The organism is Nocardia sp. NPDC087230, assembly GCF_044744725.1.
Taxonomy (GTDB): Bacteria; Actinomycetota; Actinomycetes; order Mycobacteriales; family Mycobacteriaceae; genus Nocardia; species Nocardia canadensis.
In genome coordinates this window covers 1,196,863-1,223,211 of sequence record NZ_JBIUYV010000001.1, presented here as the reverse complement: position 1 = coordinate 1,223,211, position 26,349 = coordinate 1,196,863, and the positions used below count along the sequence as shown (strand labels likewise).

Annotated in this window: 28 protein-coding genes; 22 read left to right on the top strand and 6 right to left on the bottom strand. The window is 71.3% G+C overall.

Annotation, left to right across the window (positions count from 1 at the left end):
- Nucleotides 1-37 precede the first annotated feature (37 nt).
- From ACIO52_RS05835 to ACIO52_RS05820, 4 genes are all read left to right on the top strand, one after another.
- A complete protein-coding gene (locus tag ACIO52_RS05835) occupies nt 38-1,120 on the top strand; it encodes an AMP-binding protein (RefSeq protein ID WP_218718666.1) in 1,083 nt (360 codons plus the stop codon).
- Nucleotides 1,120-2,490 carry an aldehyde dehydrogenase family protein gene (locus ACIO52_RS05830; protein ID WP_402641974.1) on the top strand — a complete coding sequence of 457 codons (1,371 nt, stop codon included), beginning with the start codon at nt 1,120-1,122 and terminating at the stop codon, nt 2,488-2,490. The genes ACIO52_RS05835 and ACIO52_RS05830 overlap by 1 nt, the downstream gene beginning before the upstream one ends.
- 62 nt (nt 2,491-2,552) lie before the next feature.
- On the top strand, nt 2,553-2,999 hold the full coding sequence (locus ACIO52_RS05825; RefSeq protein WP_308248487.1) for a MarR family winged helix-turn-helix transcriptional regulator: 447 nt from the start codon (nt 2,553-2,555) through the stop codon (nt 2,997-2,999).
- A gap of 95 nt (nt 3,000-3,094) precedes the next feature.
- On the top strand, nt 3,095-3,544 hold the full coding sequence (locus ACIO52_RS05820; RefSeq protein WP_316575877.1) for a hypothetical protein: 450 nt from the start codon (nt 3,095-3,097) through the stop codon (nt 3,542-3,544).
- Nucleotides 3,545-3,556: 12 nt separating this feature from the next.
- On the opposite strand, the gene ACIO52_RS05815 is transcribed toward ACIO52_RS05820, so the two are convergent.
- Nucleotides 3,557-3,892, bottom strand: coding sequence for a metalloregulator ArsR/SmtB family transcription factor (locus tag ACIO52_RS05815; RefSeq protein WP_316575878.1), 336 nt, complete (start codon nt 3,890-3,892; stop codon nt 3,557-3,559).
- An 82-nt stretch (nt 3,893-3,974) separates the two neighbouring features.
- Between ACIO52_RS05815 and ACIO52_RS05810 the strand changes: the two genes are divergently transcribed.
- The 7 genes from ACIO52_RS05810 (at nt 3,975) to ACIO52_RS05780 (ending at nt 11,371) form a co-directional block, all read left to right on the top strand.
- Nucleotides 3,975-5,579 carry an ABC transporter substrate-binding protein gene (locus ACIO52_RS05810; RefSeq protein WP_402641969.1) on the top strand — a complete coding sequence of 535 codons (1,605 nt, stop codon included), beginning with the start codon at nt 3,975-3,977 and terminating at the stop codon, nt 5,577-5,579.
- Nucleotides 5,537-6,568, top strand: a complete 1,032-nt coding sequence (locus ACIO52_RS05805) for an ABC transporter permease (protein WP_374104863.1) — start codon at nt 5,537-5,539, stop codon at nt 6,566-6,568. Before ACIO52_RS05810 ends, ACIO52_RS05805 begins: the two co-directional genes overlap by 43 nt.
- On the top strand, nt 6,561-7,385 hold the full coding sequence (locus tag ACIO52_RS05800; RefSeq protein ID WP_218718661.1) for an ABC transporter permease: 825 nt from the start codon (nt 6,561-6,563) through the stop codon (nt 7,383-7,385). The genes ACIO52_RS05805 and ACIO52_RS05800 overlap by 8 nt, the downstream gene beginning before the upstream one ends.
- On the top strand, nt 7,382-8,362 hold the full coding sequence (locus tag ACIO52_RS05795) for an ATP-binding cassette domain-containing protein (protein ID WP_218718660.1): 981 nt from the start codon (nt 7,382-7,384) through the stop codon (nt 8,360-8,362). The genes ACIO52_RS05800 and ACIO52_RS05795 overlap by 4 nt, the downstream gene beginning before the upstream one ends.
- On the top strand, nt 8,356-8,985 hold the full coding sequence (locus ACIO52_RS05790) for an ABC transporter ATP-binding protein (protein ID WP_402641964.1): 630 nt from the start codon (nt 8,356-8,358) through the stop codon (nt 8,983-8,985). The genes ACIO52_RS05795 and ACIO52_RS05790 overlap by 7 nt, the downstream gene beginning before the upstream one ends.
- A 43-nt stretch (nt 8,986-9,028) precedes the next feature.
- Complete coding sequence (locus ACIO52_RS05785; RefSeq protein ID WP_402641961.1) at nt 9,029-10,438, top strand: FAD-binding protein; 1,410 nt, start codon at nt 9,029-9,031, stop codon at nt 10,436-10,438.
- Nucleotides 10,439-10,651: 213 nt separating this feature from the next.
- On the top strand, nt 10,652-11,371 hold the full coding sequence (locus tag ACIO52_RS05780) for a hypothetical protein (RefSeq protein ID WP_218718658.1): 720 nt from the start codon (nt 10,652-10,654) through the stop codon (nt 11,369-11,371).
- 47 nt (nt 11,372-11,418) lie between these two features.
- Here the strand turns inward: ACIO52_RS05780 and ACIO52_RS05775 are convergent, their stop codons facing one another.
- A complete protein-coding gene (locus ACIO52_RS05775) occupies nt 11,419-12,573 on the bottom strand; it encodes a cytochrome P450 (RefSeq protein ID WP_316575882.1) in 1,155 nt (384 codons plus the stop codon).
- Nucleotides 12,574-12,742: 169 nt separating this feature from the next.
- Here ACIO52_RS05775 and ACIO52_RS05770 point away from each other — a divergent pair, with 169 nt between their 5' ends.
- From ACIO52_RS05770 to ACIO52_RS05745, 6 genes are all read left to right on the top strand, one after another.
- Nucleotides 12,743-13,786, top strand: coding sequence for a 3-oxoacyl-[acyl-carrier-protein] synthase III C-terminal domain-containing protein (locus ACIO52_RS05770; protein WP_316575883.1), 1,044 nt, complete (start codon nt 12,743-12,745; stop codon nt 13,784-13,786).
- A gap of 6 nt (nt 13,787-13,792) precedes the next feature.
- A complete protein-coding gene (locus ACIO52_RS05765; RefSeq protein WP_218718656.1) occupies nt 13,793-14,659 on the top strand; it encodes a hypothetical protein in 867 nt (288 codons plus the stop codon).
- Nucleotides 14,659-15,033 (top strand): hypothetical protein, encoded by a 375-nt coding sequence (locus tag ACIO52_RS05760; RefSeq protein ID WP_402641956.1) that lies wholly within the window; start codon nt 14,659-14,661, stop codon nt 15,031-15,033. Before ACIO52_RS05765 ends, ACIO52_RS05760 begins: the two co-directional genes overlap by 1 nt.
- An 81-nt stretch (nt 15,034-15,114) precedes the next feature.
- Nucleotides 15,115-16,134, top strand: coding sequence for an NAD-dependent epimerase/dehydratase family protein (locus tag ACIO52_RS05755; RefSeq protein ID WP_402641953.1), 1,020 nt, complete (start codon nt 15,115-15,117; stop codon nt 16,132-16,134).
- Complete coding sequence (locus ACIO52_RS05750) at nt 16,131-16,883, top strand: glycosyltransferase family 2 protein (protein WP_218718654.1); 753 nt, start codon at nt 16,131-16,133, stop codon at nt 16,881-16,883. Before ACIO52_RS05755 ends, ACIO52_RS05750 begins: the two co-directional genes overlap by 4 nt.
- Nucleotides 16,880-18,397 (top strand): class I adenylate-forming enzyme family protein, encoded by a 1,518-nt coding sequence (locus ACIO52_RS05745; RefSeq protein ID WP_218718653.1) that lies wholly within the window; start codon nt 16,880-16,882, stop codon nt 18,395-18,397. Before ACIO52_RS05750 ends, ACIO52_RS05745 begins: the two co-directional genes overlap by 4 nt.
- A 12-nt stretch (nt 18,398-18,409) precedes the next feature.
- Here ACIO52_RS05745 and ACIO52_RS05740 read toward each other — a convergent pair whose 3' ends face one another.
- Together ACIO52_RS05740 and ACIO52_RS05735 are read right to left on the bottom strand one after the other, a co-directional pair.
- Nucleotides 18,410-19,702: a condensation domain-containing protein gene (locus tag ACIO52_RS05740; protein ID WP_402641949.1), complete on the bottom strand. Its 1,293-nt coding sequence runs from the start codon at nt 19,700-19,702 to the stop codon at nt 18,410-18,412.
- Between the two features lie 221 nt (nt 19,703-19,923).
- Nucleotides 19,924-21,360 (bottom strand): amidase family protein, encoded by a 1,437-nt coding sequence (locus tag ACIO52_RS05735; protein WP_402641946.1) that lies wholly within the window; start codon nt 21,358-21,360, stop codon nt 19,924-19,926.
- Between the two features lie 148 nt (nt 21,361-21,508).
- Here ACIO52_RS05735 and ACIO52_RS05730 point away from each other — a divergent pair, with 148 nt between their 5' ends.
- The 3 genes from ACIO52_RS05730 to ACIO52_RS05720 are packed head-to-tail and all read left to right on the top strand — an operon-like array spanning nt 21,509 to nt 24,107.
- Complete coding sequence (locus tag ACIO52_RS05730) at nt 21,509-22,135, top strand: DUF1989 domain-containing protein (RefSeq protein WP_218718650.1); 627 nt, start codon at nt 21,509-21,511, stop codon at nt 22,133-22,135.
- Nucleotides 22,132-23,247, top strand: a complete 1,116-nt coding sequence (locus ACIO52_RS05725; RefSeq protein WP_218718649.1) for an NADH:flavin oxidoreductase — start codon at nt 22,132-22,134, stop codon at nt 23,245-23,247. The genes ACIO52_RS05730 and ACIO52_RS05725 overlap by 4 nt, the downstream gene beginning before the upstream one ends.
- A complete protein-coding gene (locus tag ACIO52_RS05720) occupies nt 23,244-24,107 on the top strand; it encodes a polysaccharide deacetylase (RefSeq protein ID WP_218718648.1) in 864 nt (287 codons plus the stop codon). The genes ACIO52_RS05725 and ACIO52_RS05720 overlap by 4 nt, the downstream gene beginning before the upstream one ends.
- Here ACIO52_RS05720 and ACIO52_RS05715 read toward each other — a convergent pair.
- Both ACIO52_RS05715 and ACIO52_RS05710 read right to left on the bottom strand, forming a co-directional pair.
- Nucleotides 24,095-24,862: a PucR family transcriptional regulator gene (locus ACIO52_RS05715; RefSeq protein ID WP_402641942.1), complete on the bottom strand. Its 768-nt coding sequence runs from the start codon at nt 24,860-24,862 to the stop codon at nt 24,095-24,097. The genes ACIO52_RS05720 and ACIO52_RS05715 overlap by 13 nt on opposite strands.
- A gap of 9 nt (nt 24,863-24,871) precedes the next feature.
- Nucleotides 24,872-25,648: a PucR family transcriptional regulator ligand-binding domain-containing protein gene (locus tag ACIO52_RS05710; protein ID WP_402641939.1), complete on the bottom strand. Its 777-nt coding sequence runs from the start codon at nt 25,646-25,648 to the stop codon at nt 24,872-24,874.
- 77 nt (nt 25,649-25,725) lie between these two features.
- On the opposite strand from ACIO52_RS05710, the gene ACIO52_RS05705 reads away from it, so the two are divergent.
- Both ACIO52_RS05705 and ACIO52_RS05700 read left to right on the top strand, forming a co-directional pair.
- Entirely contained in the window at nt 25,726-26,004 is a 279-nt protein-coding gene (locus ACIO52_RS05705; RefSeq protein WP_218718646.1) for a hypothetical protein, read from the top strand.
- Nucleotides 26,001-26,324, top strand: a complete 324-nt coding sequence (locus tag ACIO52_RS05700) for a hypothetical protein (protein ID WP_218718645.1) — start codon at nt 26,001-26,003, stop codon at nt 26,322-26,324. Before ACIO52_RS05705 ends, ACIO52_RS05700 begins: the two co-directional genes overlap by 4 nt.
- The last annotated feature ends 25 nt before the right edge of the window (nt 26,325-26,349 follow it).

The following is a 26,349-nucleotide window of genomic DNA, read 5'->3' as shown; positions in this document are numbered from 1 at the left end:
AAAACGCCCAATTTTTGCGAGCCTCGGAGGCCGTGCCATGTGTTCCGACATACTCGATCTGGACGCTGTCGACGTCGATCCCGACGACTACGTCCGGGCCTTGATGAGCTGGCATTTCGGTGCCGACACGGGGAGTCCGTACTGGTTACGGCGGGCCGCGGAGCTCGACTTCGATCCGCGGACCGACGTGCGCGGCTTCGACGATCTGCGCTTGTTCCCCAACGTGATCGACGAGTTCCGCGACGTCGCGGTGGAGGAGCTGATCCCGCGCGGGTTGCGCGGCGCGGACCGGGAGATCGCGGGGGTCTACGAGAGCGGCGGGACGACAGGGGCGCCCAAGCGGTTCGTGATGTTCGAGCGCTGGATGGAGTTCGCGCTGTCCTGGGACGAGCACCACTACGCCGACCTGGGAACGACGAACACCCTGGCCATCGCCCCCAGCGGCCCACACATGTTCGGGGAGTTCGCCGCCCGGCGCGCCCGCAGACACCACGGCGTGAAGTTCACCGTCGATCTGGACCCGCGCTGGATCAAGCAGCTCATCGGCTCCGGCGACACCGAGGGCGCCGACCGCTACGCCGAGCACCTGATCGACCAGGCCGCCGCCATCCTCACGACCCAGTCGGTCGGCATCCTCATCGCGACCCCGCCGCTGCTCGAGCGGCTGGCCCGGCGCCCGGAGCTGGTCGACGCGGTGCGCGCGCAGGTGAAGTTCCTGTGCTGGAGCGGCGCGCACATGGATGCCGACACCCGGGAGATCCTGCGGCAGGAGGTCTTTCCCGGCATCCCGCTCAAGGGCCTCTACGGCAGCACCACCATTCTCGGCATGTCGCGCGAGCGCGATATCGAGCGCGCGGACGGGCTGGCCGTGTTCGATACGCCGAGCCCCTACATCGCGTTCCGGGTGGTCGATCCGGCCACCGGCGACGATGTCGCCGAGGGTGAGCGCGGTCAGGTGGTGATGAACCACCTCACCAAATACGCTCTGCTGCCGAACAATCTGGAACGCGACACCGCGCTGCGGGCCGCGCCCGCGCCGGGCGCGCTCGGCTGCGCCGTCGCCGATGTGCGGCCGGTGCGGACCTTCGCCGACAAGTCCGTCATCGAGGGGGTCTACTGATGATCGAGATCGACGCCCTCGGTCCCGCCGGCTCCTACCACGCCCGGCAGCGCCTGCCGATCACCGCGCTCGACGGCACCGAAGTCGGCACGCTGGGCCAGGTTCCGGCCCTGTTCGTGCGCCGCGCGCTGGCGGCGATGCGGGCCGCGCCCACCGTCCCGGCCGCCGAACGCTTCGCGCTCATGGCCAAGGCCGCCGAGCTGTTCACCACCGCCACCATCGGCGGCCTCGATCCCGAGGAGTACGTCCGGATCGTCTCGACCGTGTCCGGCGTGCCCCAGCAGGTGGTGCGCCGATCGGTCGAGTGGGTCGCCGAGGTGCTGCGATCATCCAGCGACACACTGACATTCGCCATGCCGCGGGGCGCGGTCGCGGAATGGTCCGACGATCGCACGCGCGAGGGCGCGGGCGTGTGGGTCCGCAAGGGCGACATCTTCGCGGTGCACGCGGCGGGCAACACGCCCGCGGTGCACGGGCTCTGGCCGGAGGCGCTCGCGCTGGGCTACAAGGTCGTCGTCCGGCCGTCGGCGCGCGAGCCGTTCACCGCGTTCCGACTGGTGAGCGCCCTGCGGATGGCGGGATTCCCGCCCGCGACGATCACCCTGCTGCCCACCGACTACGCCGCCGCCGACGTGATCATCGCCGAGGCCGACTACGCGATCGTCTACGGCGGTCAGGATGTCGTCGACAAGTACGGCGCGAGCTCGCGGGTGCTCACCCAGGGCCCCGGCCGGTCGAAGATCCTGATCGCCGCCGACGTGGACTGGCGCGAGCACATCGACGTGATCGCCGATTCGGTGAGTCACCTGGGTGGTACCGCCTGCACCTGCACCACCGCGGTGCTGGTCGAGGGCGATCCGGAACCGGTGGCCCGGGCGCTGGCCGAGCGCCTGGCCCGCATCCCGAGCCTGCCCGCCGATCATCCCGACGCCCTGCTCACCGTGCAGCCGGTGCCGACGGTGACGGCGATCGACGCGTACCTGCACGAGGTCGCGGGCACGGCGACGCCGCTGCTCGGCGGCGACACCATCGTCGACGAACTTCCCTCCGGCGGTGCGGTCCTGCGCCCGGCCGTGCACCTGGTCGACTCCGCGACCGCGCCGCAACTCGGGGTCGAACTGGCCTTCCCCTGCGTCTGGGTCGGGCCGTGGCTGCCCACGGACGGCATTGCGCCCCTGCGCGATACGCTGGTTCTGACGGCGATGACCACGCGCCCCGAACTGGTCGAGGCGCTGCTGCACGAACCGACCATCACCAATCTCTACCTCGGTGACCATCCGACCACCTGGCTGCGGCCCGGTGTCCCGCACGACGGCTACCTGGCCGAATTCCTCATGCGCTGCAAGGGCATGATCCGCTCCGGCCTCTGATCCGGCGCGCCCGCGCCCGGCCTGTCCCCGCCGGGCGTGGGCGCATGCGAGAAAATGGCCGGGTGACCACCGAGAACCCGCGCCCCCGACCACCGGCGATGAGCCCGACCATCCTGGTGATCACGCTGTCGCGCCGGGTCGAGGCCGCACTGAGCGCCGGGTTGGCGCCGCTGGATCTCACGGTGGCCAGGCTCGGGCTGCTCGGGCACATCAACGGGTTGCCGGGCGCGTCGTTCAGCGAGCTGGCGCGGATGTCGGGGACGAGCGTGCAGAGCGTGCACACCGCGGTGAAGTCGCTGGTCGCGGCCGGACTGGTGCAGGACCGCACCGCGCGCGCCGGCTCGGCGTCGGCGATCGAGCTCACCGAGGCGGGCACGCGCCTGCTCGGTGAGGCGCGAAAGGTGGTGACACGGGTCGACACCGAGCTGTTCGGACCCGACGCCGACCCGATCCAGCGGCGGGTCGGCGCGGCCGTCGTCGCCGCGTTCACCGGCGCGTCGACAGCCTGAACCGTCTGCCCGCGTGACGTGACCCCACCAACCTTCAATGTTGTTGAAACTCGAGCTAAGCTTCAGCCACATTGAAGGTCGGAGGGAGTCGACAGGTGGAACATCTCTTGCTGTCCGTGCACGTGGTCGCGGGCATCGTCTTCGTCGGGGGCTCGGCGGTCGCCACCAGCCTGTTCCCCCGCTACGCCCCGGTCACGGCTGGCGGACCCGATCCCGAGGCGGTGCGCAGCCGGTCGGTCGCGGTCGCCCTGCACCGGATCACCGGCAACTACGCCAAACTCGCGATCATCGTCCCCGTGATCGGCATCGTCCTGGCCACGATCCAGGGCCGGATGAACGAAATCTGGATCACCATCGCGATGATCACCACCGCCATCGCCGGCGGCCTGCTCGCCGTCCAGATCCACCCACTGCAGCGCCAGGCCCTCGACACCCCCGACGACGGCAAACGGCTGCGCACCCTGTCCATGCTCGCCGGCATCTACAACCTGCTCTGGACCGCCGTGGTCGTCCTCATGATCGTCCGCCCCGGCTCCGCGACCTGAAAGCGGCCGCCATCAGGCGTGTTTGGCGCCGATGGTGTGCAGGATCTCGTGGATGATCGGGTCGGTCAAGCGGTTGGTGACCGTGCGGCCTTCGCGACTGGAGGTGACGCAACCTTCGTGGCGCAGGACGCGCAGGGCCTGGGAGATCGCGTTCTCGGTGCGGCCGATGGCGGCGGCCAGTTCGCCCACGCTGATGCCGGGAGTGCGGTGCAGGCACAGCAGGATCTCCAGGCGGTTCGGGTCGGAGAGCAGGTCGAATCGCTGGGCCCAGGCGGCGATCTCGACGTCACCGATCGCGCGCCGACCGAGTTCGACCGGCGATCCCTCCAGTGTGCGTGGCTCTCCCATGGCGACGCTCAGCTTAGTCCTCGACTGGACAGCGCGGCTATTATCTGTCCATCTGTTCAGATAAACATGAGTTGGGACGAGGATGAGGCTGCGCGCTCGGTCGCTGTTCGCTGTGGGGGCCGCGTGCGCGCTGGCCGTGGCGCTGTCCTCGTGTGGCGCGCCGACGAGCGGGTCGACCGACTCGCTCGTCCTCGCCGAAGCCTATGAGCTGGGCGGATACAACCCGGTGGCCGGATACGGCGCGGCCGGTGAGGCCAAGATGTACGACGGCCTGCTGCGCCTGACCGGCGGTCCCGGGCTGTCCGGATTCGCCCCGGCCCTCGCCACCGCGCTGCCCACCCCGAACGCCGATGCCACGGTATGGACCGCGCCCCTGCGCACCGGCGTGCGCTTCAGCGACGGCTCCGCCTTCGACGCCGCCGACGTGGTCGCCACCTATCGGGCGATCCTGGACCCGGCCTCGGCCTCGGAGGCCCGCTCGTCGTTCTCGATGATCGAGCGGGTGGAGGCCGTCGATCCGGCCTCGGTCCGGTTCACCCTGCGCCACCCCTACGCCGCGTTCCCCACCAAGCTGCTCATCGGCATCGTCCCGGCCGAATCCGTCGCCACTCCCGGCCCCGCGACCGCGTCCACGCTCAACACCGCGCCGATCGGCACCGGCCCGTACCGGCTCGTCGGCCTCGAACCGACCCGCGCGGTCTTCGAGGCGAACGAGGACTACTGGGGCGGCGCGCCGGCGGTGCAACGGCTGACGCTGCTCTACGTCCCCGACGACAACACCCGCGCGCAGCGGATGGCCGCGGGCGAACTCGACGGCACCACGCTGCCGCCGCTGCTGGCCGAGACGTTCGGCGCCCGGGCGTCGATGTCGGTGCGGGCCAACACGTCCGCGGATTGGCGCGGCATCTCGATGCCCGCCGGCGACCCGGTCGCGGGCCACCCCGCCGTGCGCCTGGCCCTCAACTACGCGGTGGACCGCCAGGCCATGATCGACAACATCCTCGGCGGCCACGGCCGTCCCGCGTACACCCCGCTGCCCGAGGTCTACGGCGATGCCCACAACCCCGCGGTGACCTTCGCGTTCGACCGGGCCCGCGCCGAGCGCATCCTGGACGAGGCGGGCTGGCGTGTCGGCCCCGACGGCATCCGCGCCAAAGACGGTGTGCGCGCGAAGTTCACGGTGATGTACAACTCCACCGACACCCTGCGCCGCGATCTGGCCCTGGCCTTCGTCTCCGACGCCAGGCGCGTCGGCGTCGAGGTCGATCCGGAGGCGCTGTCCTGGGACCGCATCGAGCCGCGCATCGACACGGCGGGCATTCTGCTCGGCGGCGGCAGCGAACCGTACGACCCCGATACCCAGGCCTACGCCACCCTGCACTCGCCCGCGGCCGACCCCGGCGCGAGCAGCCCGTACGACAACGCGAGCAGGCACCGCGACCCCGCGATCGACGCGCTCCTCGAACAGGCGAGGCGCAGTACCGATCCCGCGATCAGGGCGGCCGCCTACCGGGATGTGCAGAGCCGCTACGGCCAGGACCCGAGTCACGTGTTCCTGGTGCACCTGGATCACACCTACGTGGTGAAGGACTCGGCCTGGACCACCTCCGGCCCGATCCTCGAGCCGCACACCCACGGCGTCACCTGGGGGCCGTGGTGGTCGCTGCAGACCTGGACCCGCTCGTGACCCGCGGCCGGTTGCGCGGTCGCGGCATCGGCGCGATGGCGGGCCGGCGGTTGGTGGCGCTGATTCCGGTGCTCGTCGCGGTGTCGGCCGGGCTGTTCGCGGCCGCGGCGGTGTCACCGTTCGATCCGCTGGTCGGCTATCTCGGCGCGCGCTACGAATCGACCAGCGCCGCCGACAAGACCCTGCTCACGGACCAGCTCGGCGTGGACGCGCCCTGGTATCAGCTCTACTGGCGATGGGTCACCGACCTGCTCGGCGGCGACCTCGGCGTCTCGCGCGGTTTCGCCCAGCCGGTGAGCGAGCTACTGGCCCAGCGCATTCCGTGGACGGTACTGCTGGTGATCGTGGCGATGACCGCGGCCGTGGTGGTCGCGCTCGGTGCGGGGGTATGGGCGGGCATGCGTCGCGGCGGGCTCGTCGACCGCGGGGTCGCCGCCGCGTGTGTGATCCTGCAGGGGCTGCCGCCGTTCGTGGTGTCGCTGGCGGCGATCGCGGTGTTCGCGGTCGGCCTCGGCTGGCTGCCACCGGCCGGGCTGACCGACGCGGGCGCCGACCCCGGATTCGCCCAAGTGGCACGGCATCTCGTGCTGCCCGCGTCCGCGCTGGCGCTGTCGCAGGTGCCCTGGCTGTTGCTGGCCGTGCGGGAGTCGGTGTCGGGCAACCGGAGTGAGGATTTCGTGGTCGGCGCGGCCACGCGCGGCATCGACGCCACGACGATCACCCGCAGGCATATCCTGCCGACCTCGCTGGCCCCGTTCGTGACCATCCTGGGTGTGCGGCTGCCGGAGGTCGTGGTCGGCGCGGTGCTGGTCGAGGAGATCTTCTCCTGGCCCGGCGTCGCCGGGGCGTTCGTGCAGTCGGCGAAGGACCTGGACATGGCCCTGCTGGCGATCCTCACCGTCGGCACCACCTGCGCGGTCATGCTCGGTTCGCTGCTGGCCGACATCGCCGTGGTCGTGCTCGATCCGCGGGTGCGGGCCGATGGCTGAGCGGCGGCGACTGTTCCTCGCGCTGGCCGTGCTGGCCGCCGTGGTGCTGTACGCGGTGCTGGTGCCGTGGGTGGCCGGTGTCGACGACCGGCTCACCGATTTCGCCGCGGCCCGCCAGGCGCCGTCGGCGCGGGCGTGGTTCGGCACCGACGCGGCGGGCAGGCCGCTGTTCGTCCGGATCGCGGCGGCATTGCGCACCTCGCTGGTGGTCGCGGCGTGCGCGGCGGCGGTGTCGACGGTGATCGGGGTCGGCGTCGGCGCGGTCTCGGCGCTGGCGGGCGGGCGGATCGATCGGGCGGTGATGCGGCTGGCCGACACCGCGAACGCGCTGCCGCACCTGCTGCTGGGGATCGTCATCGTGGCGCTGTTCCGCGGGAACGCGGCGGCGGTGGTGCTGTCGATCGGACTCACGCACTGGGTGCAGGTCGCGCGGATCGTGCGCGCGGAGAGCCTGAGTCTGCGCGAACGCGAGTACGTGGCGGCGGCGGTGCTCGCCGGAGCCGGACGGACCCATCTGCTCACCCGGCATCTGCTGCCCGCGGTCGCCCCGCAGGCACTGATCGCGGTGGTCCTGCTGCTGCCGCACGCGATCTGGCACGAGTCGACGCTGTCGTTCCTCGGATTCGGACTGCCGCCGCACGAACCGAGCCTCGGCACCTTGCTCGAGGAAGCGCGCACCTCCCTGCTGCTCGGCGGGTGGTGGACGCTGGTCTTCCCCGCCGGCTTCCTGGTGCTGACCACGGTCGCCGTCGCCATCGCGGGCTCGGCACTGCGCGGGGTACTGCTCCCGCCGAAACCCGCGAGGATGCCCCGGTGACCGGACTGTCGATCGACGCGCTCACCGTGCGGATTCCCCTGCGCGGCAAGGATGTCGTGCACGCGGCCACCGAGGTGTCGCTGGAGGTGGCGTCGGGAACGGTGACCGCGCTGGCAGGCGAGTCCGGCTGCGGTAAGTCGATCGTCGCCGCCGCTGTGGTCGGCGTGCTGCCGCCGACGGCGCGCACGGACGGGGCGGTGCGCCTGGATCTGGGTGACCGGACCGTCGACCTGCTCGACGAGGAGAACCCGCGAACCGGAGCCCGCCCGCCACGCGCCGGACTCGGCGCCGCGACCCCGGCCCACCGGGCCTTGCGACGCCCTCGCCGCCGCGAGCACTCCTACCGTGGACGCCACATCGCCCTGATCCCGCAGTCGCCGGGGACGCACTTCACGCCGGTGCGCACGATCGGTTCCCAGCTCGCCGAGGCGATCGCCGCGCTGGGCACCGACCACACCCCCGCCGCCTTGGTCGAGCGCGCCGGGCTCGAGTCCTCGGCGCTGTCGCTGTACCCGCACGAACTCTCGGGCGGGATGGCCCAGCGGGCGGCGGTGGCGGCGGCTCTGGCCGGCGATCCGGAGGTCATCGTGGCCGACGAACCGACCGCCGGACTGGACCGGGCGCGCACCGACCAGATCGGCCAGTTGCTGCGCGAGTGCGCTGATCAGGGCGCCGCGGTCCTGCTCATCACCCACGATCTGGGGCATCTGCTGCGCGCGGGCATCGCCGACACCGTCGCGATCATGTACGCCTCGCGCCTGATGGAGGTCGGCCCCGGGCGGGAGGTTCTCGACGATCCGTGGCACGACTACACCGGCGATCTGCTCGCGGCCCTGCCCGAACGCGGGTTGCGCCCCCTGCCGCATCCGCCGCTCGCGCTGACCAACCTGTCCGAGACCTGCCCCTACGCGGGCGGGCCCACCGCGCTGGTTCGCGAGGGCGAGCGCATGATCCGCCGACCGAGGTCCCGATGCTGATCGCCGACGCCCTCACCGTGGGCTACCGAGCCGAGGAGCCCGTGGTCCGCGGGGTCGACCTACGGGTCGCGCCGGGCGAGATCGTCGGGATCACCGGCGATTCGGGCTCGGGCAAGACCACCCTGGCCAAGACCCTGGCCGGACTGCTCCCGCCGCGCGCGGGCACGGTCACCGTCGACGGCGAGCCGCCACACGCGCGGCGCGGGGCGATCGCGATGGTCTTCCAATCACCGCGCGCCGCCACCAATCCCCACTTCACCCTGGCCCGGATCATCGCCGAACCGGCCACGATCCGCCGCCTCCCCGCGCCCGACCTCAACGCGGTCGCCGCCGCGGTCGGCCTGACTCCGGACCTGCTCGACCGCCGCCCGCACGCCCTCAGCGACGGTCAGCTCCAACGCGCCTGCGTCGCCAGGGCGCTCACCCAGCGCCCCCGCTATCTCGTCCTCGACGAGGCCACCGCCATGCTCGACGCCGCCACCACCGCCACGATCATCCGGCTGATCATGACGAAAGCCGCCGACACCCTCGGCGTGCTCCTGATCAGCCACGACCGTCCGCTCCTCGACGCCACCTGCACCCACGTCACCGCCGTCGAGAACGGCACCCTGACCACACGCTGACGCCTCAGGCTGCCCTCAGCAACACGACTTAACGTGTGCTCCCGTGACTTTCACACAGGGGATTCCCGAGACCCAACGGCGCAGCCTGAGCGGGTGGGGGCGCACCGCGCCGACCGTCGCCGAGGTATTGCGCACGCCTGACATCGGCGTGATCGCCGAGCGGGTGCGCACGGCGGGCCCGCGCGGGGTGATCGCGCGCGGACTGGGCCGCAGCTACGGCGATCCGGCGCAGAACGGCGGCGGACTGGTCGTGGACATGACCGCGCTCGACCGCATCCACCACATCGACCCCGACAGCGGGATCGCCGACGTCGACGCCGGGGTCAGCCTGGATGCCCTGATGCGGCGCGCGCTGCCGTACGGACTGTGGGTCCCGGTGCTGCCCGGCACCCGGCAGGTGACGGTCGGTGGCGCCATCGGGTCGGATATCCATGGCAAGAACCATCATTCGCAGGGCAGCTTCGGCAACCACGTGGTGTCGCTGGATCTGCTCACCGCCGACGGTTCGGTGCGGACACTGACCCCGCAGGGCCCCGAGTCCGAGCTGTTCTGGGCGACCGTCGGCGGGATGGGGCTGACCGGCATCGTGACCGGTGCCCGAATCCGCTTGAAGCACACCGAGACCGCGTACTTCTTCGTCGACAACGACCGCACCCGCGATCTCGACGAGACGATGGCGCTACTGACCGGCGGGTCCGACGACGGCTACGACTATTCGATGTCGGTGCCCGACACCATTTCCACCGGCGCGAAACTCGGTCGGGCCGGGTTCAGCCGCGGTTCGCTCGCGACCGTGGACCAGTTGCCGGTGAGGCTTCGCAGCAAACCACTGACTTTCGATGCGCCGCAATTGTTCACTGTGCCCGATATCTTTCCGAACGGGATGGTGAACAGCATGACGACGAGAATCGCGGCCGAGGCGGCGCATCGCATGTTCCCGCGACGGGCGCGCGGTCGCATCCAGAATCTGACGCAGTTCTATCACCCGCTGGATCTGCTCGGTGAATGGAATCGCGCCTACGGCAGGCGCGGGTTCCTGCAATACCAGTTCTCGATGCCGTTCGGCGCCGAGCGGCACCTGGCCCGCGCGGTGCAGGCCATCGCCGAGTCGGGGCACCACTCGTTCCTCAACGTCTTCAAGCGGATGGGCCCGAGCAACCCGGCGCCGCTGTCCTGGCCACACCCCGGATACATGCTGAGCTTGGACTTCCCCATCACGGCCGGCCTGGATCGCTTCTGCCGTGAGCTCGACGAGCGGCTGCTGGTCGCGGGCGGGCGGCTGTACTTCGCCAAGGACTCGCGGACCGCTCCGGAGACGATCGCGGCGATGTATCCGCGGCTGGACGAATGGCGGCGGGTGCGGGACGCGGCCGATCCCGAGCAGGTCTTCGCGTCGGATCTGTCGCGGCGGCTCCGGCTCGTCCCGGCAGTGGCCGACCAGGGACGACCCTGACGTGTTTCAGATCACGATGGCGAATTCGGGGGTGAAAGTTCCACGCGGCAAATGACATTCGAACGCAATGGCGCAGATCACTGTCCGTTTTGTGTTCTTATGACATTTTAAGTTACATCTCAGCAACATTGAGTTGGACACTTGTTCATGGGTGCTCGATCGAGGGCCTGCGCTCCCCCCGGGAGCATTGCCATTGAGGGAAAGACTGCATTCATGAAGCTCAGCAAGGTTGCCGCAACCTCCGCACTTGTCATCGCCGCGCTCGGTATCGCCACCGGCACCTCGCACGCCGCCCCGGCCCCGGCCCCGGCGCCGATTCCCGCCTTCCTCGACGGCGTGAGCCAGGGCGTGAACCAGGTGCTGCCCGGCATCAACTGGAAGACCGGCATCGAGGGCGACTCGGTCGTCGTCGAAACCGACGCGGGCTCGCTGGCCAGCGAGAACGGCCAGTTCCAGGTCCGTGACGGGCAGGGCAACGTCGTCGTCGGGTTCCCGCTCGCCTACACGCTCAACGACCTCGAGTACCCGATCGACGCCGCCATCGACGGCACCCGCGCCGTGCTCACCCCGCGCACCGAGGCGGCCTCGGCCCGCCCGTCCACCCTGCTCAAGGACGTCGTCCGCCAGGACGCCTTCGACGACGCGGTGAGCGCCGCCGCCACCCAGTTCGGCATCGTCACCGCCATCGGCACCCTGGTCGGCACCCTCGTCGGTGGCGTCGCGGGCTGCGCGATCGGCGCCGCGGGCGGCCTGATCCTGGGCATCCCGGTGCTGGCGCTCGGTGGCGCGACCGGCATCGCCGGCTGCCTCGCCGGTGGCGCGGTCGGCATCCCGCTGGGCGCCGCGGCCGGTCTGGTGATCACCGGCGTGCCCGCCGCGATCGTGATCGGTATCGGCTTCAGCAACCGGATCAACGCCCCGGAAAACCAGTAGTAGCCACCACGAAGGCCCCGTCCACGGACGGGGCCTTCGTGCTGCGCTCAGCCCGCCAGCCGGATGCGCAGCGTCTCGTAGGTGGGGATGAACACCTTGCGCCGGTAGCGGCGCTCGACGATCTCCCACGGCCTGCCCGCCGCGGTCAGCGCCTCGAGCAGCGCGGTCAGCTCGGAGTGCACGAGCTGGGCACCCAGGCACAGATGGCGGCCGCCGCCGAACCAGAGCTGCCGGGTCTCGGACACGTAGTCGCGGTGCACGCTGAACTCACCGACCGCGTTGTTGATGGTCCAGGTGAGGATCTTGACGTGCTCGCCCGCCCGCAGGTCCCGGTCCGCCACGCGCACGTCGGCGGTGACCGAGCGCCCGACCAGGTAGGCCGGGCTGGTCACCCGCAGGGTCTCGCGCACCGCGTCGGGCAGCCGGTGCGGCGCGGCGAGCAGGGCCCGGTGCTCGCCGGTGTCGTGCATGATCGCGACCATCCTGGTCATGGCGCTGGCCAGGGTGTCGGTGCCGGCCACCGCCATCAGGATGGCCAGCCCGGCCGCGTGCTCGACGTCGAGGCCGAGTTCGCGACAGCGCCCCAGCGTGGTGTCGGGATCGGCGCGCGCGTAGGCGGTAGGGACATTGACAGCCAGCTGCCCGGCCAGCTCCTTCGCCCGCGCCACCGCGACGGGGTCGAGCGTGGTCGAGGCCATGGTGCCGAAACCCAGGTTGACCAGCTCCTCCACATGGTGGAACAGCCGCAGGAACAGCGCGTCGAGGTCGTCGGTGGGATCGCCGCCGATGGCCGCGGCGATGTCCTCGGGGCGCATGCCGACCAGGTCGGACACGCTGCGGCCGACCAGGATCTGGGCGCGCGCGGCGATGTCGACGGTCTCACCCTCGGCCAGCCGATCACGCAGATCCCGCAGGTCAGGGCCGATGACGCGCGCCACGAGCGCGTCGGTGTGGGTCAGGGTGAACAGGTCTCGCACCGTGGTCCGCAGCTCGGTGTGACCCGGACCCTCGAACAGGTCCTCGACCCAGTCGCCGATGACCTGCGCCCACCAGTGCCCGGCGGCGCCCTCGGAGACGATGCTGAAGTGCGTGCTGTCGTTGTAGATCTGGCGTGCGACCAGCGGATCGGCAACGAACCAGCCGAGTTTGGGGACCTTGCGAATCGGGCGCGCGACCCGGCCCAGCAGCAATACGCCGGGCAACCAGGGCTGACCTGCGGCGAGTAGGGTGAGTTCATGGCGTCGGGCAGCACTCCACACCCCGGCACAATCTAGTTGAGCGAGACCGAATAGTGAAGGTCTGTGACTAGGATCGGCGAGATGCGCTGATGGAGGACTGTGCATCGCGCGATATTCGGAAGTGAACAAGCACATGGTGAAATCCACAATCGAGGCCGTCGGCGCGTATCTGCCCGCCCGCGAGGTGACCACGGCGGAGCTGATGAGCCGGCTGGCCATCGATGCGCCGCTGGATCTGGAGAAGGTCAGCGGGGTGGCGGCGCGGCGGGTGCGCGGCGTCGACGCGCAGGGCAGGCCGGAGGACTCGTTCAGCATCGCGCTGGCCGCCGCGCGCGAGGCGCTGGCGAACTCCCGCTACGAGGCCGCCGAGCTGGAGGTGATCATCTCCTGCTCGATCACCCGCACCCGGGGCGAGGACTTCTGCCTCGAGCCGTCGTTCGCGCTGATGCTGCGCACCGCGCTGGGGGCGAACCGGGCGATCCACTTCGACGTGTCCAACGCCTGCGCCGGGATGATGACCGGAGTCCTGCTGCTGGACCGGATGATTCGCTCCGGCGCGGTCCGCAGGGGCCTGGTGGTCTCCGGCGAGTGCATCACCCCGATCTCCGATACCGCGGTGCGCGAGATCTCGCAGAAGTACGACCCGCAGTTCGCCTCGCTGACCGTCGGCGACGCGGGCGCGGCCGTGGTCCTCGACGCCACCGACGGCCCCGGCCTGGACTACGTGGAGCTCAACACCAGCGCCGCCTTCGCGAAACTGTGCCTGGGCATGCCGAGCGATCAGGGCCCCGGCGTCGCGCTCTACACCGATAATCGCGCGATGCACAACGAGTCGCGGTATCTGCTGTGGACTTCGCGGCAGCGCGAGTTCCTGGCCGCCCGTGGTTCCGACTTCGCCGCCGAGGGCTACGACTATCTGATCCATCATCAATTCAGCGGTCCCGCCGTGGAATTGATCGACAAGATCGCCGAGCGCGAGTTCGACTCACCGATGCCGCCGAAGCTGGCGGTGCTGGATCGCTACGGCAACACCGCCTCGACCTCGCACTTCGTGGTGCTGCACGACGCACTACGGCAGGGCCGGATCGCGCCGGGGTCCAAAGTGCTGCTGGTGCCCGCCGCGTCGGGCGTGGTCGCCGGGTTCTTGTCGGTGACAATCGGCGATCTGCGGGTATAGGACAGTATGGGAATCATCATTTCTTCGGCCGTCACGCAGACCGGTGGCGTCAGCTCGGTGGGTCAGGCGGCCGCCGCCGCGCGGGCCGCGCTGACCGGTGCGGGCTGTCCGCCGGACCAGGTCGACGCGTTGATCAACGTCGGGGTCTACCGCGACGCGAACCTCGTCGAACCGGCGGTGGCCGCGCTCATCCAGCAGGCGGCGGGCATCGGCCTCGAGTACCGGCCCGGCGACGTGCCCTGCCTGTCGTTCGACCTGATGAACGGCGCCTGCGGCCTGGTCAACGCGGTCGGTGTGGCCGCGTCGCTGCTGGCCGACCTGCCCGCCGGGCACGTGGTCGTCGTCTCCGGCGACGCGCATCCGTCGATGCGCGCCGACGCGGACTTCCCGTTCGAGCCGGTCGGGGCGGCACTGGTGCTCGAGAATTCCGCCACCGCCATCGGTTTCGGCGGCGTGCACGTGAGTGCCGGTGACGCGCTGCCCGATCCGCAGGGCTACGTGACGCTCTCGGCGATGGGCGCCACCGGACGGTCGGCATTGACCGTCGAACTCGACACCGGCACAGCGGAACTCGTCGAGCACGCGACCGCGGCGGCCCGGGAAGCATTGGCTGCCGACGACATCGAGGCCGAACGCGTGGTCCTCGTGTGCGGCAAGCCGACGCCCGAATTCGCCACGGCACTGGCCGCCGAACTCGGCGTCGCCGCGCTGGTGACCGACGACTTCGCCGGTGACGCGCACACTTCCGCGCTCACGGCCGCCTACGTGGCGGCCCGCGAGGCCGGACGCACCGATCAGCCGCTGCTGTTCGTGGCCGCCGACGGCGGGCCGACGGCAGCCGCGGTGACCTACCGCGGGCCCGGGGTGCGGTGATGACCACACACGCCGCGTCGACAGCGAACGCGAACAAGGAGAGGTGGACGGTGACGGCACCGCAGCAGACTCAGGCGCGCCATCGCGCGGCGACGGCGAGCGCCCCGAGCGCAACGACAGTGTTCGCCCTGCGGGCGGTGCCGGTGCTCGGCTGGGCCTACGTGATCCTCGGGATCGTGCGGCCGTTCCGTTCCCGCCTGGCGAAGCTGGCGTTCTGGATCGATCTGGCGCTCAGCGTCGGCGCGCACCTCGCCCAGATCCCAGCCGCGCGGCGGGTGGCCGCCGAGCACGGGATCGGGCCCGGCCGGGCCGCCGCGATGACGATGCTGCTCGGTGCGACCTGGTGGAAGACACTGGGCGAGGCCGATCGGTGAATCGGCGTGGGCAGCGGCGCGCGACCGCCGGGACCGGTGCGCCCCGGCGGTCGGGCCGGGTCCACGTCGTAGGGTGACGCGATGACTGTGCTGGTGACAGGGGCGAGCGGGTTCGTCGGCGGGGCGATCGTGCGCGGCCTGCTGGCGCGCGGCGTCACGGTCAGGGCAATGGTCCGCGACCCCGCCACGGCCCCGGCGGGCGCCGAGGTGGCGGTGGCCGATCTCGCGGACACGGCGGCGCTGGCCCGTGCGGTCTCCGGGGTGACGGCCGTGGTGCACGCCGCGGCGCTGCTCGGTGAGTTCGGGCGGCCCGCGGAGTTCTTCGCGGTCAATGTCGCTGGGACCGATCGGCTGATGCAGGAGGCCGCCGCGGCCGGAGTCGAGCGCTTCGTGTTCATCGGCAGTCCCAGCGCGCTGATGGCGCCCGACGGCGGTGATCAGCTGGGGATCGACGAGTCGGTGCCGTACCCGGCGCGATTCCTCAACAGCTACTGCGAGACCAAGGCGGTCGCCGAACAGCTGGTGCTGGCGGCCGATACGCCGACCTTCACGACGTGCTCGCTGCGGCCACGCGCCGTCTGGGGGCCCGGGGATCGACACGGGCCGATCGTGCAGATCCTGGCGAAATTGCGGGCGGGACGCCTGCCCGACCTGTCCGGCGGCCGCGAGGTGCGCGCGTCGCTGTGCTACATCGATCATCTGGTGCAGGCGGTGGAGCTGGCGCTCGCGGCCGAAAAGGTCGGCGGGCGCGCCTATTTCGTCGCCGATGCGGAGCCGGTGGCGGTGTGGCCGACGATGGCCGCGGTGGCGCGGCGGTTCGGGTTGTCCGCACCGAGCGTCGTCGTGCCCGCGCCGGTACTCGGCGGGGCGCTGGCGGCGATCGAGACGGTGTGGCGGATTCCGGCGGTCGCGCGGCGGTGGACTCCCCCGCTGTCGCGCTACGCGGTCGCGCTGGTCACCCGGTCGGCGACCTATGATCTCTCGCGCGCCGAGGGCGAACTCGGCTACCGACCGACCGTGCCGTTCGCGGAGGGGCTGGATCGCTTCCACGACTGGGTCACCGAGATCGGTGGTCTCGACCGGTTGGTGGCGCGGCGGTGAGCGGGCTGTGGGTCGTGATCCCCGCCTTCGACGAAGCGCGCGGGATCGACGCGACGCTGACCGCCGTTGCCGCGCAACGTGATACCGACTTCCGCGTGGTCGTGGTCGACAACAATTCGGCCGACGGCACCGCCGACATCGTGCGGGCGTTCGCGGCCGCGCATCCGGTTCCCGCGATCGAGGTGATCAGCGAAGCGCAGAAGGGCACCGGCGCCGCCGCCGACACCGGAATGCGGTACGCGATCGCGCGGGGCGCGACCCGGCTCGCCCGGACCGACGCCGATTGCCTGCCCGCGCCCGACTGGACCCAGCGGATCAACGCCGGGTTCGACGCGGGGCTGCGACTGATCAGCGGGCAGCTGATTCCCCGGACCGACGAAGGGGTGTCGTGGCGGGACCGCACGATCATCCGGGTCGCACTCGAGGTGGCCTCGGCCTTCGGGAAGGTGCGCTCGGGCAATCGCGACCCGAAGTATCTGGGCCCGTACGTGATGACGCCCGGCTGCAATATGGCGATCACAGCCGAGTTGTACACGGCCGCAGGCGGATTCCCGCGAACCGCCATCGAAGACCTGCACGAGGACCGGGCGCTGGTCAATGCCGTGCGCACGATCACCACCGACTACGGATTGCGCCGTGACGTGCGGGTGTACGGCTCGAACCGGCGGGTGCGCGCGTGGGGCATCCGCAAGACACTGGCCTGGTACGCCGACCACCGCTACCGGCCCGACATCGTCGATATCCGATGACCGCCGATTTCCTCGCTCACCTGGCGATGCAGGCCGATCGCATTCCCGACGCCTCGGCCCTCGGCACGGTCGGTCAGCGCGCGCTGACCTATCGCGAGCTCGTCGACAGCGTCGATCGGGTCGCGGCCAATCTGGGCGCGACCGGGTTCGCGCCCGGCGACCGGATGCTGTTCTCGATCCGCCCGAGCGTGGCCTCGGTGACCTTGATCTTCGGCGTGATCGCCGCGGGCGGCACCATCGTGTTCGTCGACCCGGGCATCGGGCCCGAGCTGTTCGCCCAGCGGGTAGCCCTGGTCGAACCGACCTGGGCGGCCACAGAATCGCTGCTGTACGCGGTGAGCGGCCCGCTCGCCGGCTTCGGGCGTCGGCGGGGGCTGAGCCTGCCGCGCTTCGGTGCGCTGGACGTGCGGCACATCCACAGCGGCGCGTGGCTGCCCGGCGTGCCCGCAGGCTCGATTCCCCTGCGCCGCTTCACCGGTAAGGCGGCCGGGCCCGCCGCGGCGCCCGCCGATCCCGAGGCGGCCGCGCTGATCGTGTTCACCTCCGGGACCACCGATGACCCGAAAGCCGTTGTACACACCCGTGCTTCGCTCGGCGCCGGGCTGGCGGCGATGGGCGGGCGGACGAGTCTGGCCCCCGGCGCGTTCCTGCACACCGAGCAGCTGATGATGGGGCTGCCCGCGCTGATGGCGGGCGCGCGCTGGGCGATGCCGCCGTATCCACGCTTCGGCACCCACATCGACCCGGTGCGGTTCACCCACCAGCTGCGCAGCGCCACCCACGCCTTCTACACCCCCGCCGACCTGGCCGTCGCGCTCGACGCGCTCGAGGCGGGCGAGATCACCGCACCGACGAACCTGCGCCAGGTCGCCCTCGGTGGGGCACCCGTCACCTCGGCGCTGCTGCGGCGGGCGCGGAAATCCTTGCCCAGCACCGAGTTCCTCGCCATCTACGGGATGACGGAGATCCTGCCGGTCGCCGTCACCAACGACGTCGCCAAGCTCGCCCACGAGGGCGATCTGCTCGGCGCCCCCGTCCCCGGCGTGCGGGCGCGCATCGCCGCGGACGGTGAACTCGTCCTGGCAGGCCCGAATCTGTGCCGCGGCTATCTCGGCGACGAGCCGCTCACCGAGGTCGCCACCGGCGACCTGGCGCGCTGGGACGGCGAGCAGCTCGTGCTCACCGGCCGCAAGAAGGACATGATGATCCGCGGCAAGACCAATATCTACCCGGGCTTGTACGAGCCGGTGATCACCGCGATCGCCGGGGTCCGCGAGGCGATCATGGTCGGCCTGCCCGACGAGATCGGTGATGAACGTATCGTCCTCGCCGTGGTCGCCGACCCGGACGCGGGCGACATCGCGGCGCTGCTGCGCACCCGCCTGCCCCAGATCATCGACACCACGGCCGTTCCGGACGACATCGTGATCGTCGACAAGATCCCGGTCAGCGGCCGCACCAACAAACCCGACCGCGCCGCCCTCCGCGACCGGCTGCGCGCCCACCTCGGCTAGCTCCGCCGCGTGTCAGCGGGTGACGGCGGCGAGAGTGTGGTCGGCGAGGGATTCGATGGTGGAGCGCGCGAGCATCGTGTCGACGTAGCAGAAGGTGATCGACATGGTGGCGTGCAGGGTCGCCACGGCGACGGTGAGGGCGCTGGCGCAGGAGTTGGTGCCCGCGACGGTGAGGGCCGTGATGGGCAGGGGCTCGGGGGTTTCGGGGGTGGTGAGGTGACCGAGGTTGCTCAGGGTGACGTTCCATGGCGCGCGACGGTCGACGAGTTCGACCGCGCGCCTGCCTGATTCGAGCGAGCGCGGGCACCCGTAGCGAATCGCGGCCAGCGCGGTGAGGTCGGCATGGCGGTCCAGGCGCTGAGCCAGGTGAGCTTTGGCGGTGCGGGCCGCGTCCCAGAGGGAGCTTTCCGGGCCGAAGGGGATGAAGGTGGGGACCACGGCGGTGAACATGCCCGGTTCGTCGTCGGCGGGCGGCGGACGCAGGCGCGACCGCACGTCGACCGGGATGCCGATGGCGGCGATGCCGGAGCCACGGGGGCGATTCAGCTCGCCCAGCGCTTGGGCCAGCGCGGCGGTCAGCGCGGCGTTGACGGTGACGTCCGCGCGATGACAGCGGGTGCGCAGCGCGGCCAGCTCGTCGCCCTCGAGGGTGCGCAGCACGGTGCGGGTGCGCCGGGCGGGCAGCGGCGGCGGGGTGCCGGGCAGGCCGACGGTGCGCCGCAGAGTCGCGGTGAGCTGGCCGGAGAGGTTCGTGCGCAGGCACCGCAGCAGGCCGGTGTGCGCGGGTGGGATCAGGTCGTCGGCGGCCGGGATCGGGGGCCGGACGATCTCGGACGCGGGCGCGCCGAAGGCGACGGCGAGGATGCGGGAGCCGAGCGAGGCCATCGAACGGCCGTCGACGAGGACATGCGAGAAGACCAGGATCAGGTCGTGCAGCTCGTCGGACGTACCTGGGCGCCAGGCCAGATCGATGAGCCTGCCGGGCGCGGTCGCGAGATCGACCGGGGTGGCGAGCTGCTCGTCGAAGACGGTGCGCCACTCGTCCGGATCGCCGACGATGCGATGCAGCACCGGCAGATGTGGGTCGGCGGCGGGCACGAACCGGGGCCCGTCCGCGACGACCACCCGCAGCAACGGGAATTCGGCGACCACCGCCGCCGCGGCGTCCTCCAGGCGATACCCGCCGATCGGGCCGCGCACCCGCAGCCGGACCACGCAATTGGCCGGGGACAGCTGATCGACCAGCCAGAACCAGCGCTCCGACGGTGACAGCGGGCGATCGATCTCGCCGTCGCGCACCCTCACGCCCGCCCTCCTCCACTCACCCGGACCCACCCGCGGCCCGGCCACACGCATCCGTTCGAGAGTACGGCCGCGACCGCACCCCGGCGCGAATCCCACGGTTCCCGGTGCGCCGGACCGGCGCCGACCCCTGCACAGGCAAGCCACCGACCCGCGGTCCCCACTGCGCCACCGAGGATTCGGTCGCTGGTGATCCCGAGGCAGGTGCGCGACTCGTTCGGCCGCTAGTGATCCTGGTGCCGGTGCATGACTCGTTCGGTCCACAGGGCGTCCGCCAGCAGCGCGCCGTCGGCGCCGCCGTGTCTGGAGAGCAGGACGGAGTGTCCCGGGTGGCGGGACGGGGTGGGCAGGCTGATGCCGCAGCTGCCGAGGTAGCTCAGCAGCATCGTGGTGCGCAGGATCGTCGCGTTGGCGGTGTCGTAGGCATCCGGGTCGGCGAGCAGGTCGGTGATCGGCGGTGGCAGGCGGCGGATCGTCGGGCAGAGGAGAGTCGCGGCGCCGAGTTCGGCGGCGAAGTCGGCGCGCAGGCCGGGCAGCGCGGCGTACACCGGGGCGATGGTGGTCGCCGTGTGGGCGTTGGCTTCCAGACGGCGGCGGGTGGCCGGTTCGATCGGCATCGTCGAGCGAAGCCGGTGGCCGTGCAGGCGGTGGGCCTCGGCGCCGACGATCGTGCCGTGGTCGTCCAGCAGTCGCTGTGCGGTCACGAGGGACGCGAGCGCGCGGACCTCGACGGCCGCTCCCGCGGCCCGCAGGTGCGCGACGGTGCGGGCGAAGTTCTCGGCGATCGGGGCCGCGAGGTCGTCGGTCCATTCGCCGGTCGGGACGACGAACCGGGGCGGCAGCGGGCGCGCGGCGTCGAATCCCGCTGTCGTTCTGAGGGATTCGTTCCCATGACCGGCGATACGCTCCCGGTCCGTTGTCCGGCCCTCGAACCCCTGGCCGACGGGCGCCGACCCGAGTGACGGCGTGGAACCTGATGGAAGCAATAGGCCGTCGAGGGCGGCGATGTCGGTGACGGTGGTGGCGAAGAGACCGACGCTGTCGAGAGTCGGCGACAGAGGCGCGAAGTCGTGCGGCCCGTATCGCCCTGGGCTGGCGCGGAATCCGAGGACTCCGCAGAGGGCGGCGGGGATGCGCACGGAGCCCGAGGTGTCGGTGCCGACCGCCAGTGGGACCAGGCCACGGGCGACGGCGACGGCGGACCCCGACGAGGATCCGCCGGGGATCAGATCGGGGGCCACGGGGTTGGTGGGGGTGCCGAAGCGGGTGTTGACGCCGAGGCCGGAGAAGGCGAACTCGCTGAGGGTGGTCTTGCCGAGGGTGACCAGGCCCCGATCGTGGGCCCGGCGCACGAGCAGGCTGTCGACGGCGGCGGGTTCGTCGTACTGGTGGCTGGCCGAACCGCACGTCGTGACCGTGCCCTGGAGATCGAACAGGTCCTTCCACACGATCGGCACACCGTCGAGGACACTGCGCCGAAGGCCCCGTGCCGCCCGGCGATCGCCGACCGCGGCCTGGAGACGGGCGCGTTCAGCGGTGACGGTCACCAGCGTCGTGGCCGAATCAGGCTGCCGCGCAACGTCTATCGCCGAGGAGACGACCGCCGAAGAGGTCGTGTCGCCGGTCGCGATGGCGTGTGCCGTGGCGAGGGCAGTGATCATGGGCACTTCCTGTGCGTAGACCGAACGGACCATCGCACGCTATCGCGCCCCCAAGCCCTCGTGACATAGTGAAACATCCACCTCGAACACAAGAGAGTGTCGACATCTCCATGGCGCTCGGGTCCCGCGCACCGGTTGACTGAACGGCATGACAACGTTGAGCCACCCGGAGCCGGTCCTCGTGCCCGCCAGGCAGGCCAGGTCGGTGCTCCTGCGCCCCGGAGATCGCCTGCGGATCACCGATGTCGCCGGCGGGCAGGTCGGTGACGTCTTCGCCTACCACGCCGACGACCTCGCCGAACACCACAGCGCCGCGCACACCCGCACCCACACCAGCCGCCTGTTCCCGGCGCTGGGCGAGGCATTCGTGACCAACCGGCGCCGCCCGATCCTCACCTACCTCGCCGACACCTCCCCCGGCATTCACGACATGCTGATCGCCGCCTGCGACCCGCAACGCTATGCGGCCTACGGGGATCCGGACCACGCCAGCTGTGCGCAGAACCTGACCGACGCGCTGGCCGAACGCGGGTATCCGGCGCCGTCCCATATCCCGCAGCCCATCAACGTGTTCATGCGCATCCCCGTCGGCGCCGACGGCGAGCTGTCGTGGCTGACCGCCGCGACGCGGCCCGGCGACGCCATCACCTTGCGCGCCGAGCTGCCGTGTCTCGTCGTCGTCTCGTCCTGCCCGCAGGACCACAACGTCATCAACGGGGCGGGCCCGAGCCCGCTGTCGCTGACCGTACTGACCACCGAGGAGAAGAACCGATGACCACCACCGACCTCGCCCACCCCGCCCTCGCCCCGTTCGATCTCGGACCCCTGCGGCTGCGCAACCGCTTCACCGTCGCCCCGATGACCCGGATCTCGGCCCAGCCCGACGGCACCCCGACCGCGCAGATGGCCGGGTACTACCGCGAATTCGCCGCAGGCGGCTTCGGCCTGATCACCACCGAGGGCATCTACCCCGACGCCGCGCACAGCCAGGGCTACTTCGGCCAGCCCGGTCTGGTCACCGAGGGCCACGTCGCCGGGTGGCGGACGGTGGTGGACGCGGTGCACGCCGAGGGCGTGCCGATCGTCGCCCAGCTGATGCACGCGGGCGCCATCTCCCAGGGCAACTCCTACGGCGTCGGGACGATCGGTCCGTCGGCCGTGGCGCCGCCGGGACGGATGATGGCCGACTACGGCGGCGTCGGCGGCGCGTGGAGCGCGCCCGCGGAGATGACCGCCCGCGATATCGACGAGGTGATCGCCGGGTTCGCCGCCGCGGCCACCCGGGCCAGGGCCGCCGGGTTCGACGGCGTCGAGATCCACGGCGCCAACGGCTACCTGCTCGACCAGTTCCTCACCGACTACACCAATCTGCGCACCGACGAGTACGGCGGCCCGGTGGCGAACCGGATCCGGCTGCACGTGCGCGTGCTGGACGCGGTGCGCGAGGCCGTCGGCGACCTGCCGGTGGGAATGCGGCTGTCGCAGACGAAGGTCAACGACTTCGCCTACCGCTGGCCCGGCGGCGCGGACGACGCGCGCGTGATCTTCGACGCGCTGGCCGACGCGAGCTACCTGCACATCGCCAGCGAGGGCCGCGACTTCCTGGAGACCGCGCGGCTGGCGGGCGGCTCGACGATCACCCAGCTCGCCCGCGAGGTGACCGGTAAGCCGGTCGTCGCCAACGGCGGCATGCACGCGCTGCCCCAGGCGGCCGACGTCCTCACCGGCGGGCACGCGGATCTGCTCTCGCTCGGCACCGGCGCGCTGGCCAACCCCGACCTGCCCCGCCGGGTCGAGACCGGGGCTCCGCTCGCCGCGTTCGACCGTGAGATGCTGCACCCCATGGCGAACCTGGACACTGCCGCGGCCTGGCGCGCACGCCGATGACCTCCTGGACCCGTGGCGCGGCCGCCGTGGCGACCCTGACCTTCGACGTCGACGCCGAGACGCCGATCCTCGCCGAGGGCGGGCGCTACGCCGAGCACCCGATGGTGATGTCGCACCAGTCCTATGGGCCCGATGTCGGCGTGCCACGGATCCTCGACCTGCTCGACGAGTTGGCCGTGCCCGCGACGTTCTTCGTGCCCGGCTGGGTCGCGGAGCAGCGTCCGGGGCTGGCCGCCGCGATCGTCGATCGCGGGCACGAGGTCGCCCACCACTCCTACAGTCACCGAGCGCCCACCTCGCTGCCCCCGGGCGCCGAGCGCGCGGATTTCGTTCGGGCATTGGAGGTTTTCGCGGCACAGGGCATCGACATCGCCGGGCACCGGGCGGCGATGTGGAGCGCCAGCCGCGAAACCCTCGGGCTGGTCGCCGAATACGGGCTGGCCTACGACTCCTCGCTGATGGGTGACGACCGGCCGTATCTGGTGCCGGGCGCGCACGCGCCGGTGGTGGAACTGCCGGTGCACTGGTCGCTCGACGACTGGGAGCAGTACGCGTACCTGCCGCAACCGCGGATCGGGTCGGTCATCGAGGAGCCGGCCAAGGTCGAGCGCATGTGGCGGGCCGAACTCGACGGGATGCGCCACTACCGGTGCCTGTTCAACGTCTGCATGCACCCGTTCCTCACCGGCCGCCCTGGCCGGATGCTGGCGCTGCGCAGCCTGATCCGCTACGCCCAGGAGTGCGGGGACGTGACGTTCGCGCGCTGCCGGGACGTGGCGGCCTGGGCCCGCGCCGACACCGCGACACCGCAGCGGCCACTGCCCACCTACGACCTGGATCCGGCGATCTATCCCGGCTGAGCGCCCGCCGCGAGCGCGAGGAACAGGTCGACGGTGTCGGCGAGCCGGTGGACATCGCGGCCGGTGAGCTCGGTGATCCTGGCCATCCGGTTGCGCAGGGTGTTGACGTGCACATGCAACGCCGTCGCCGTCACCCCCCACTGCCCGTCGTTGGCGAGGAAGACGCGCAGGGTGTGCTCGAGTTCGGTGTGGGCGCGGGCGTCGTGCGCGCGCAGGGCGCCGAGGACCTGGTCGGTGAATCGCTCCAGGACCCGGGCGTCGAGCAGGCCCAGCAGCATCCGGTGGGTGGCGATATCGGCGAAGGTCGCGGTGTCGGGGCCGGGCTGCGCGCGCAACGCCTGGCAGACCTCCCGCGCCCGGACCAGCGGCTCGCGCAGGCTCGACGCGGCGGCGGCGAGGTCACCGACGCCGATGACGATGCGGGGCGCCGCCGTACGGCGGGCGATGTCGCCGGAGAGCTCGGCGGCGAAGCGGGCCAGCTCCTCGGCGGTGCCCGGCCACGGGCTCACCGCCACCACGTCGCGGCTGCCCGCGGCGGTGAACACCGGGATGCCGTGCGCGGCGAACAGGGTGCCCACCGCGTCGGCGATGTCGTCGAGGGACACGTCCGCGCCCGCGAGCGCGAGGACCGCGAGCGGCTCGTCCGACGGCACGCCGTAGGCCCGCAACCGGCGGCTCACGTCGTCGTCGCGGCCGGGTCCGGACAGGATCATCTCGAGCACCTCGGCGGCGAAGCGGGCCTCGATGGCCTGCACCGCCTGCTGTTAGGTGACCTCGAGACTCAGGAACCTGGCCGCCTGCTCGAGGGCCTCCCGGTCGGCGGCGGTCAGCGTCGCCGCCGGCTCGAGGCAGTAGAGCCCGGCGTCGATCTCCCCCATCGCGCCCTCGACGAGGTACAGCGCCGACGGTCCCGACCCGAGCAGGTTCACCTCCAGCGGCGGTGGCGTGCGATTGAGCGCGGCGGCGGCCACCCTGATCTGCTCGGCGGTCGGCTCACAGCCGATGGCGGCCAGGCAGCGGCCCCGCCGATCGACCACCAGCAGCGGCAATTCCGTCTCGCCCCGCAGGATTTCGAGGACGCCCGCCGCACCGCTGCCACGCGAGAGCGCGGTGGCCAGCGCGTCGCCCCGACGCACCGTCGCGGTCAGCTCGGCTTGCAGTACCTCGTTCTGGATCCGGGCGGCGGCCCGGGTGAGGGCGGCGAACGGGACCCCGATACACAACTCGACCAGGGGCAACTCGCGCTCGCGGCACAGGTCGACGAGTTCGGCGGGCAGCACCGGGGTCTGCGCGGTCAGCCCGAAGACCAGGCCGGCCGCCCCCGCCTGGGTCAGCGCCTCGACGAACCGCGCCGCCGCGACGTGCGGCCGCCACAGCCCGTTGGTCAGCACCAGCTCGCCGGGACGCACATAGCGCGACGGGTCGGGCAGCTCGGTGGTGTGCAGCCAGCGGATCTCGGCGGCCAGGCGATCGGTGAGTTCCGGCGTCACGATCCGCAGGCCGAGCGCGGGATCGGCGACCAGTCTGCTGATGGTCAACACCCAGCGAATCTACCCACCGATCCGGTCGGGATGCTCAGTGCTTTCACAGGCAGTTACTACGTGCGTATTATGGACTTATGGGTTTCGAGTGGCCTGATTGGGCGATCGCTCACCTGATCGGCGTCGAACCCAGCGAGGTTCGGCAGGTCCTCGCAGCGTCACGACGGTGGCCACGCCCGGCCTTCGACGGCCAGGTGTCCGTTCTGACGGTGTGGGGGCGCACCACGGCCGGACGTCCGCTGATCGTGGTCACACGACAGCGCGACGACTGGACGTGGGTGATCATCGGCGCACGCGCGATGCGCGCCGAGGAGCTGGCGCAATTCGAGCAGTGGGAAAGTAGGGACCGCTCATGAGCGATCAGGATTATCCATCGAGCAAGGAAGAGCTCGCCGACTTCATGGATCGGCTGAGTTTCTCCGATGCGGCCGCCGAAGCGCCACCCCGCCTGCCCGCCAACGAGGACATCATGGTGACCACCTCCATCCGGTTGCCGCTGGGCCTGCACTCCCGGTTGAAGGACCTGGCCGACGAACGTCGGGTCGGCGTGTCCACGCTGCTGCGGGAATGGGCGGAGGCCGCCGTCGCCGAGATCGACGACGAGGATCAGCTGATCTCACTCGCCGAGGCCAAACGGGCGCTGTCGCGGGTCCATCCCATCCACCGCGCCAGCTGATTCGTGTTCGTGACCCGACCGTTCC

Excerpts from the sequence above, each read along its gene's own strand:
- ACIO52_RS05835 (WP_218718666.1), top strand. The coding sequence starts at position 38 with ATGTGTTCCGACATACTCGATCTGGACGCTGTCGACGTCGATCCCGAC.
- ACIO52_RS05830 (WP_402641974.1), top strand. The coding sequence starts at position 1,120 with ATGATCGAGATCGACGCCCTCGGTCCCGCCGGCTCCTACCACGCCCGG.
- ACIO52_RS05815 (WP_316575878.1), bottom strand. The coding sequence starts at position 3,892 with ATGGGAGAGCCACGCACACTGGAGGGATCGCCGGTCGAACTCGGTCGG.
- ACIO52_RS05810 (WP_402641969.1), top strand. The coding sequence starts at position 3,975 with ATGAGGCTGCGCGCTCGGTCGCTGTTCGCTGTGGGGGCCGCGTGCGCG.
- ACIO52_RS05800 (WP_218718661.1), top strand. The coding sequence starts at position 6,561 with ATGGCTGAGCGGCGGCGACTGTTCCTCGCGCTGGCCGTGCTGGCCGCC.
- ACIO52_RS05790 (WP_402641964.1), top strand. The coding sequence starts at position 8,356 with ATGCTGATCGCCGACGCCCTCACCGTGGGCTACCGAGCCGAGGAGCCC.
- ACIO52_RS05780 (WP_218718658.1), top strand. The coding sequence starts at position 10,652 with ATGAAGCTCAGCAAGGTTGCCGCAACCTCCGCACTTGTCATCGCCGCG.
- ACIO52_RS05770 (WP_316575883.1), top strand. The coding sequence starts at position 12,743 with ATGGTGAAATCCACAATCGAGGCCGTCGGCGCGTATCTGCCCGCCCGC.
- ACIO52_RS05765 (WP_218718656.1), top strand. The coding sequence starts at position 13,793 with ATGGGAATCATCATTTCTTCGGCCGTCACGCAGACCGGTGGCGTCAGC.
- ACIO52_RS05760 (WP_402641956.1), top strand. The coding sequence starts at position 14,659 with ATGACCACACACGCCGCGTCGACAGCGAACGCGAACAAGGAGAGGTGG.
- ACIO52_RS05755 (WP_402641953.1), top strand. The coding sequence starts at position 15,115 with ATGACTGTGCTGGTGACAGGGGCGAGCGGGTTCGTCGGCGGGGCGATC.
- ACIO52_RS05745 (WP_218718653.1), top strand. The coding sequence starts at position 16,880 with ATGACCGCCGATTTCCTCGCTCACCTGGCGATGCAGGCCGATCGCATT.
- ACIO52_RS05735 (WP_402641946.1), bottom strand. The coding sequence starts at position 21,360 with ATGATCACTGCCCTCGCCACGGCACACGCCATCGCGACCGGCGACACG.
- ACIO52_RS05730 (WP_218718650.1), top strand. The coding sequence starts at position 21,509 with ATGACAACGTTGAGCCACCCGGAGCCGGTCCTCGTGCCCGCCAGGCAG.
- ACIO52_RS05725 (WP_218718649.1), top strand. The coding sequence starts at position 22,132 with ATGACCACCACCGACCTCGCCCACCCCGCCCTCGCCCCGTTCGATCTC.
- ACIO52_RS05720 (WP_218718648.1), top strand. The coding sequence starts at position 23,244 with ATGACCTCCTGGACCCGTGGCGCGGCCGCCGTGGCGACCCTGACCTTC.
- ACIO52_RS05705 (WP_218718646.1), top strand. The coding sequence starts at position 25,726 with ATGGGTTTCGAGTGGCCTGATTGGGCGATCGCTCACCTGATCGGCGTC.
- ACIO52_RS05700 (WP_218718645.1), top strand. The coding sequence starts at position 26,001 with ATGAGCGATCAGGATTATCCATCGAGCAAGGAAGAGCTCGCCGACTTC.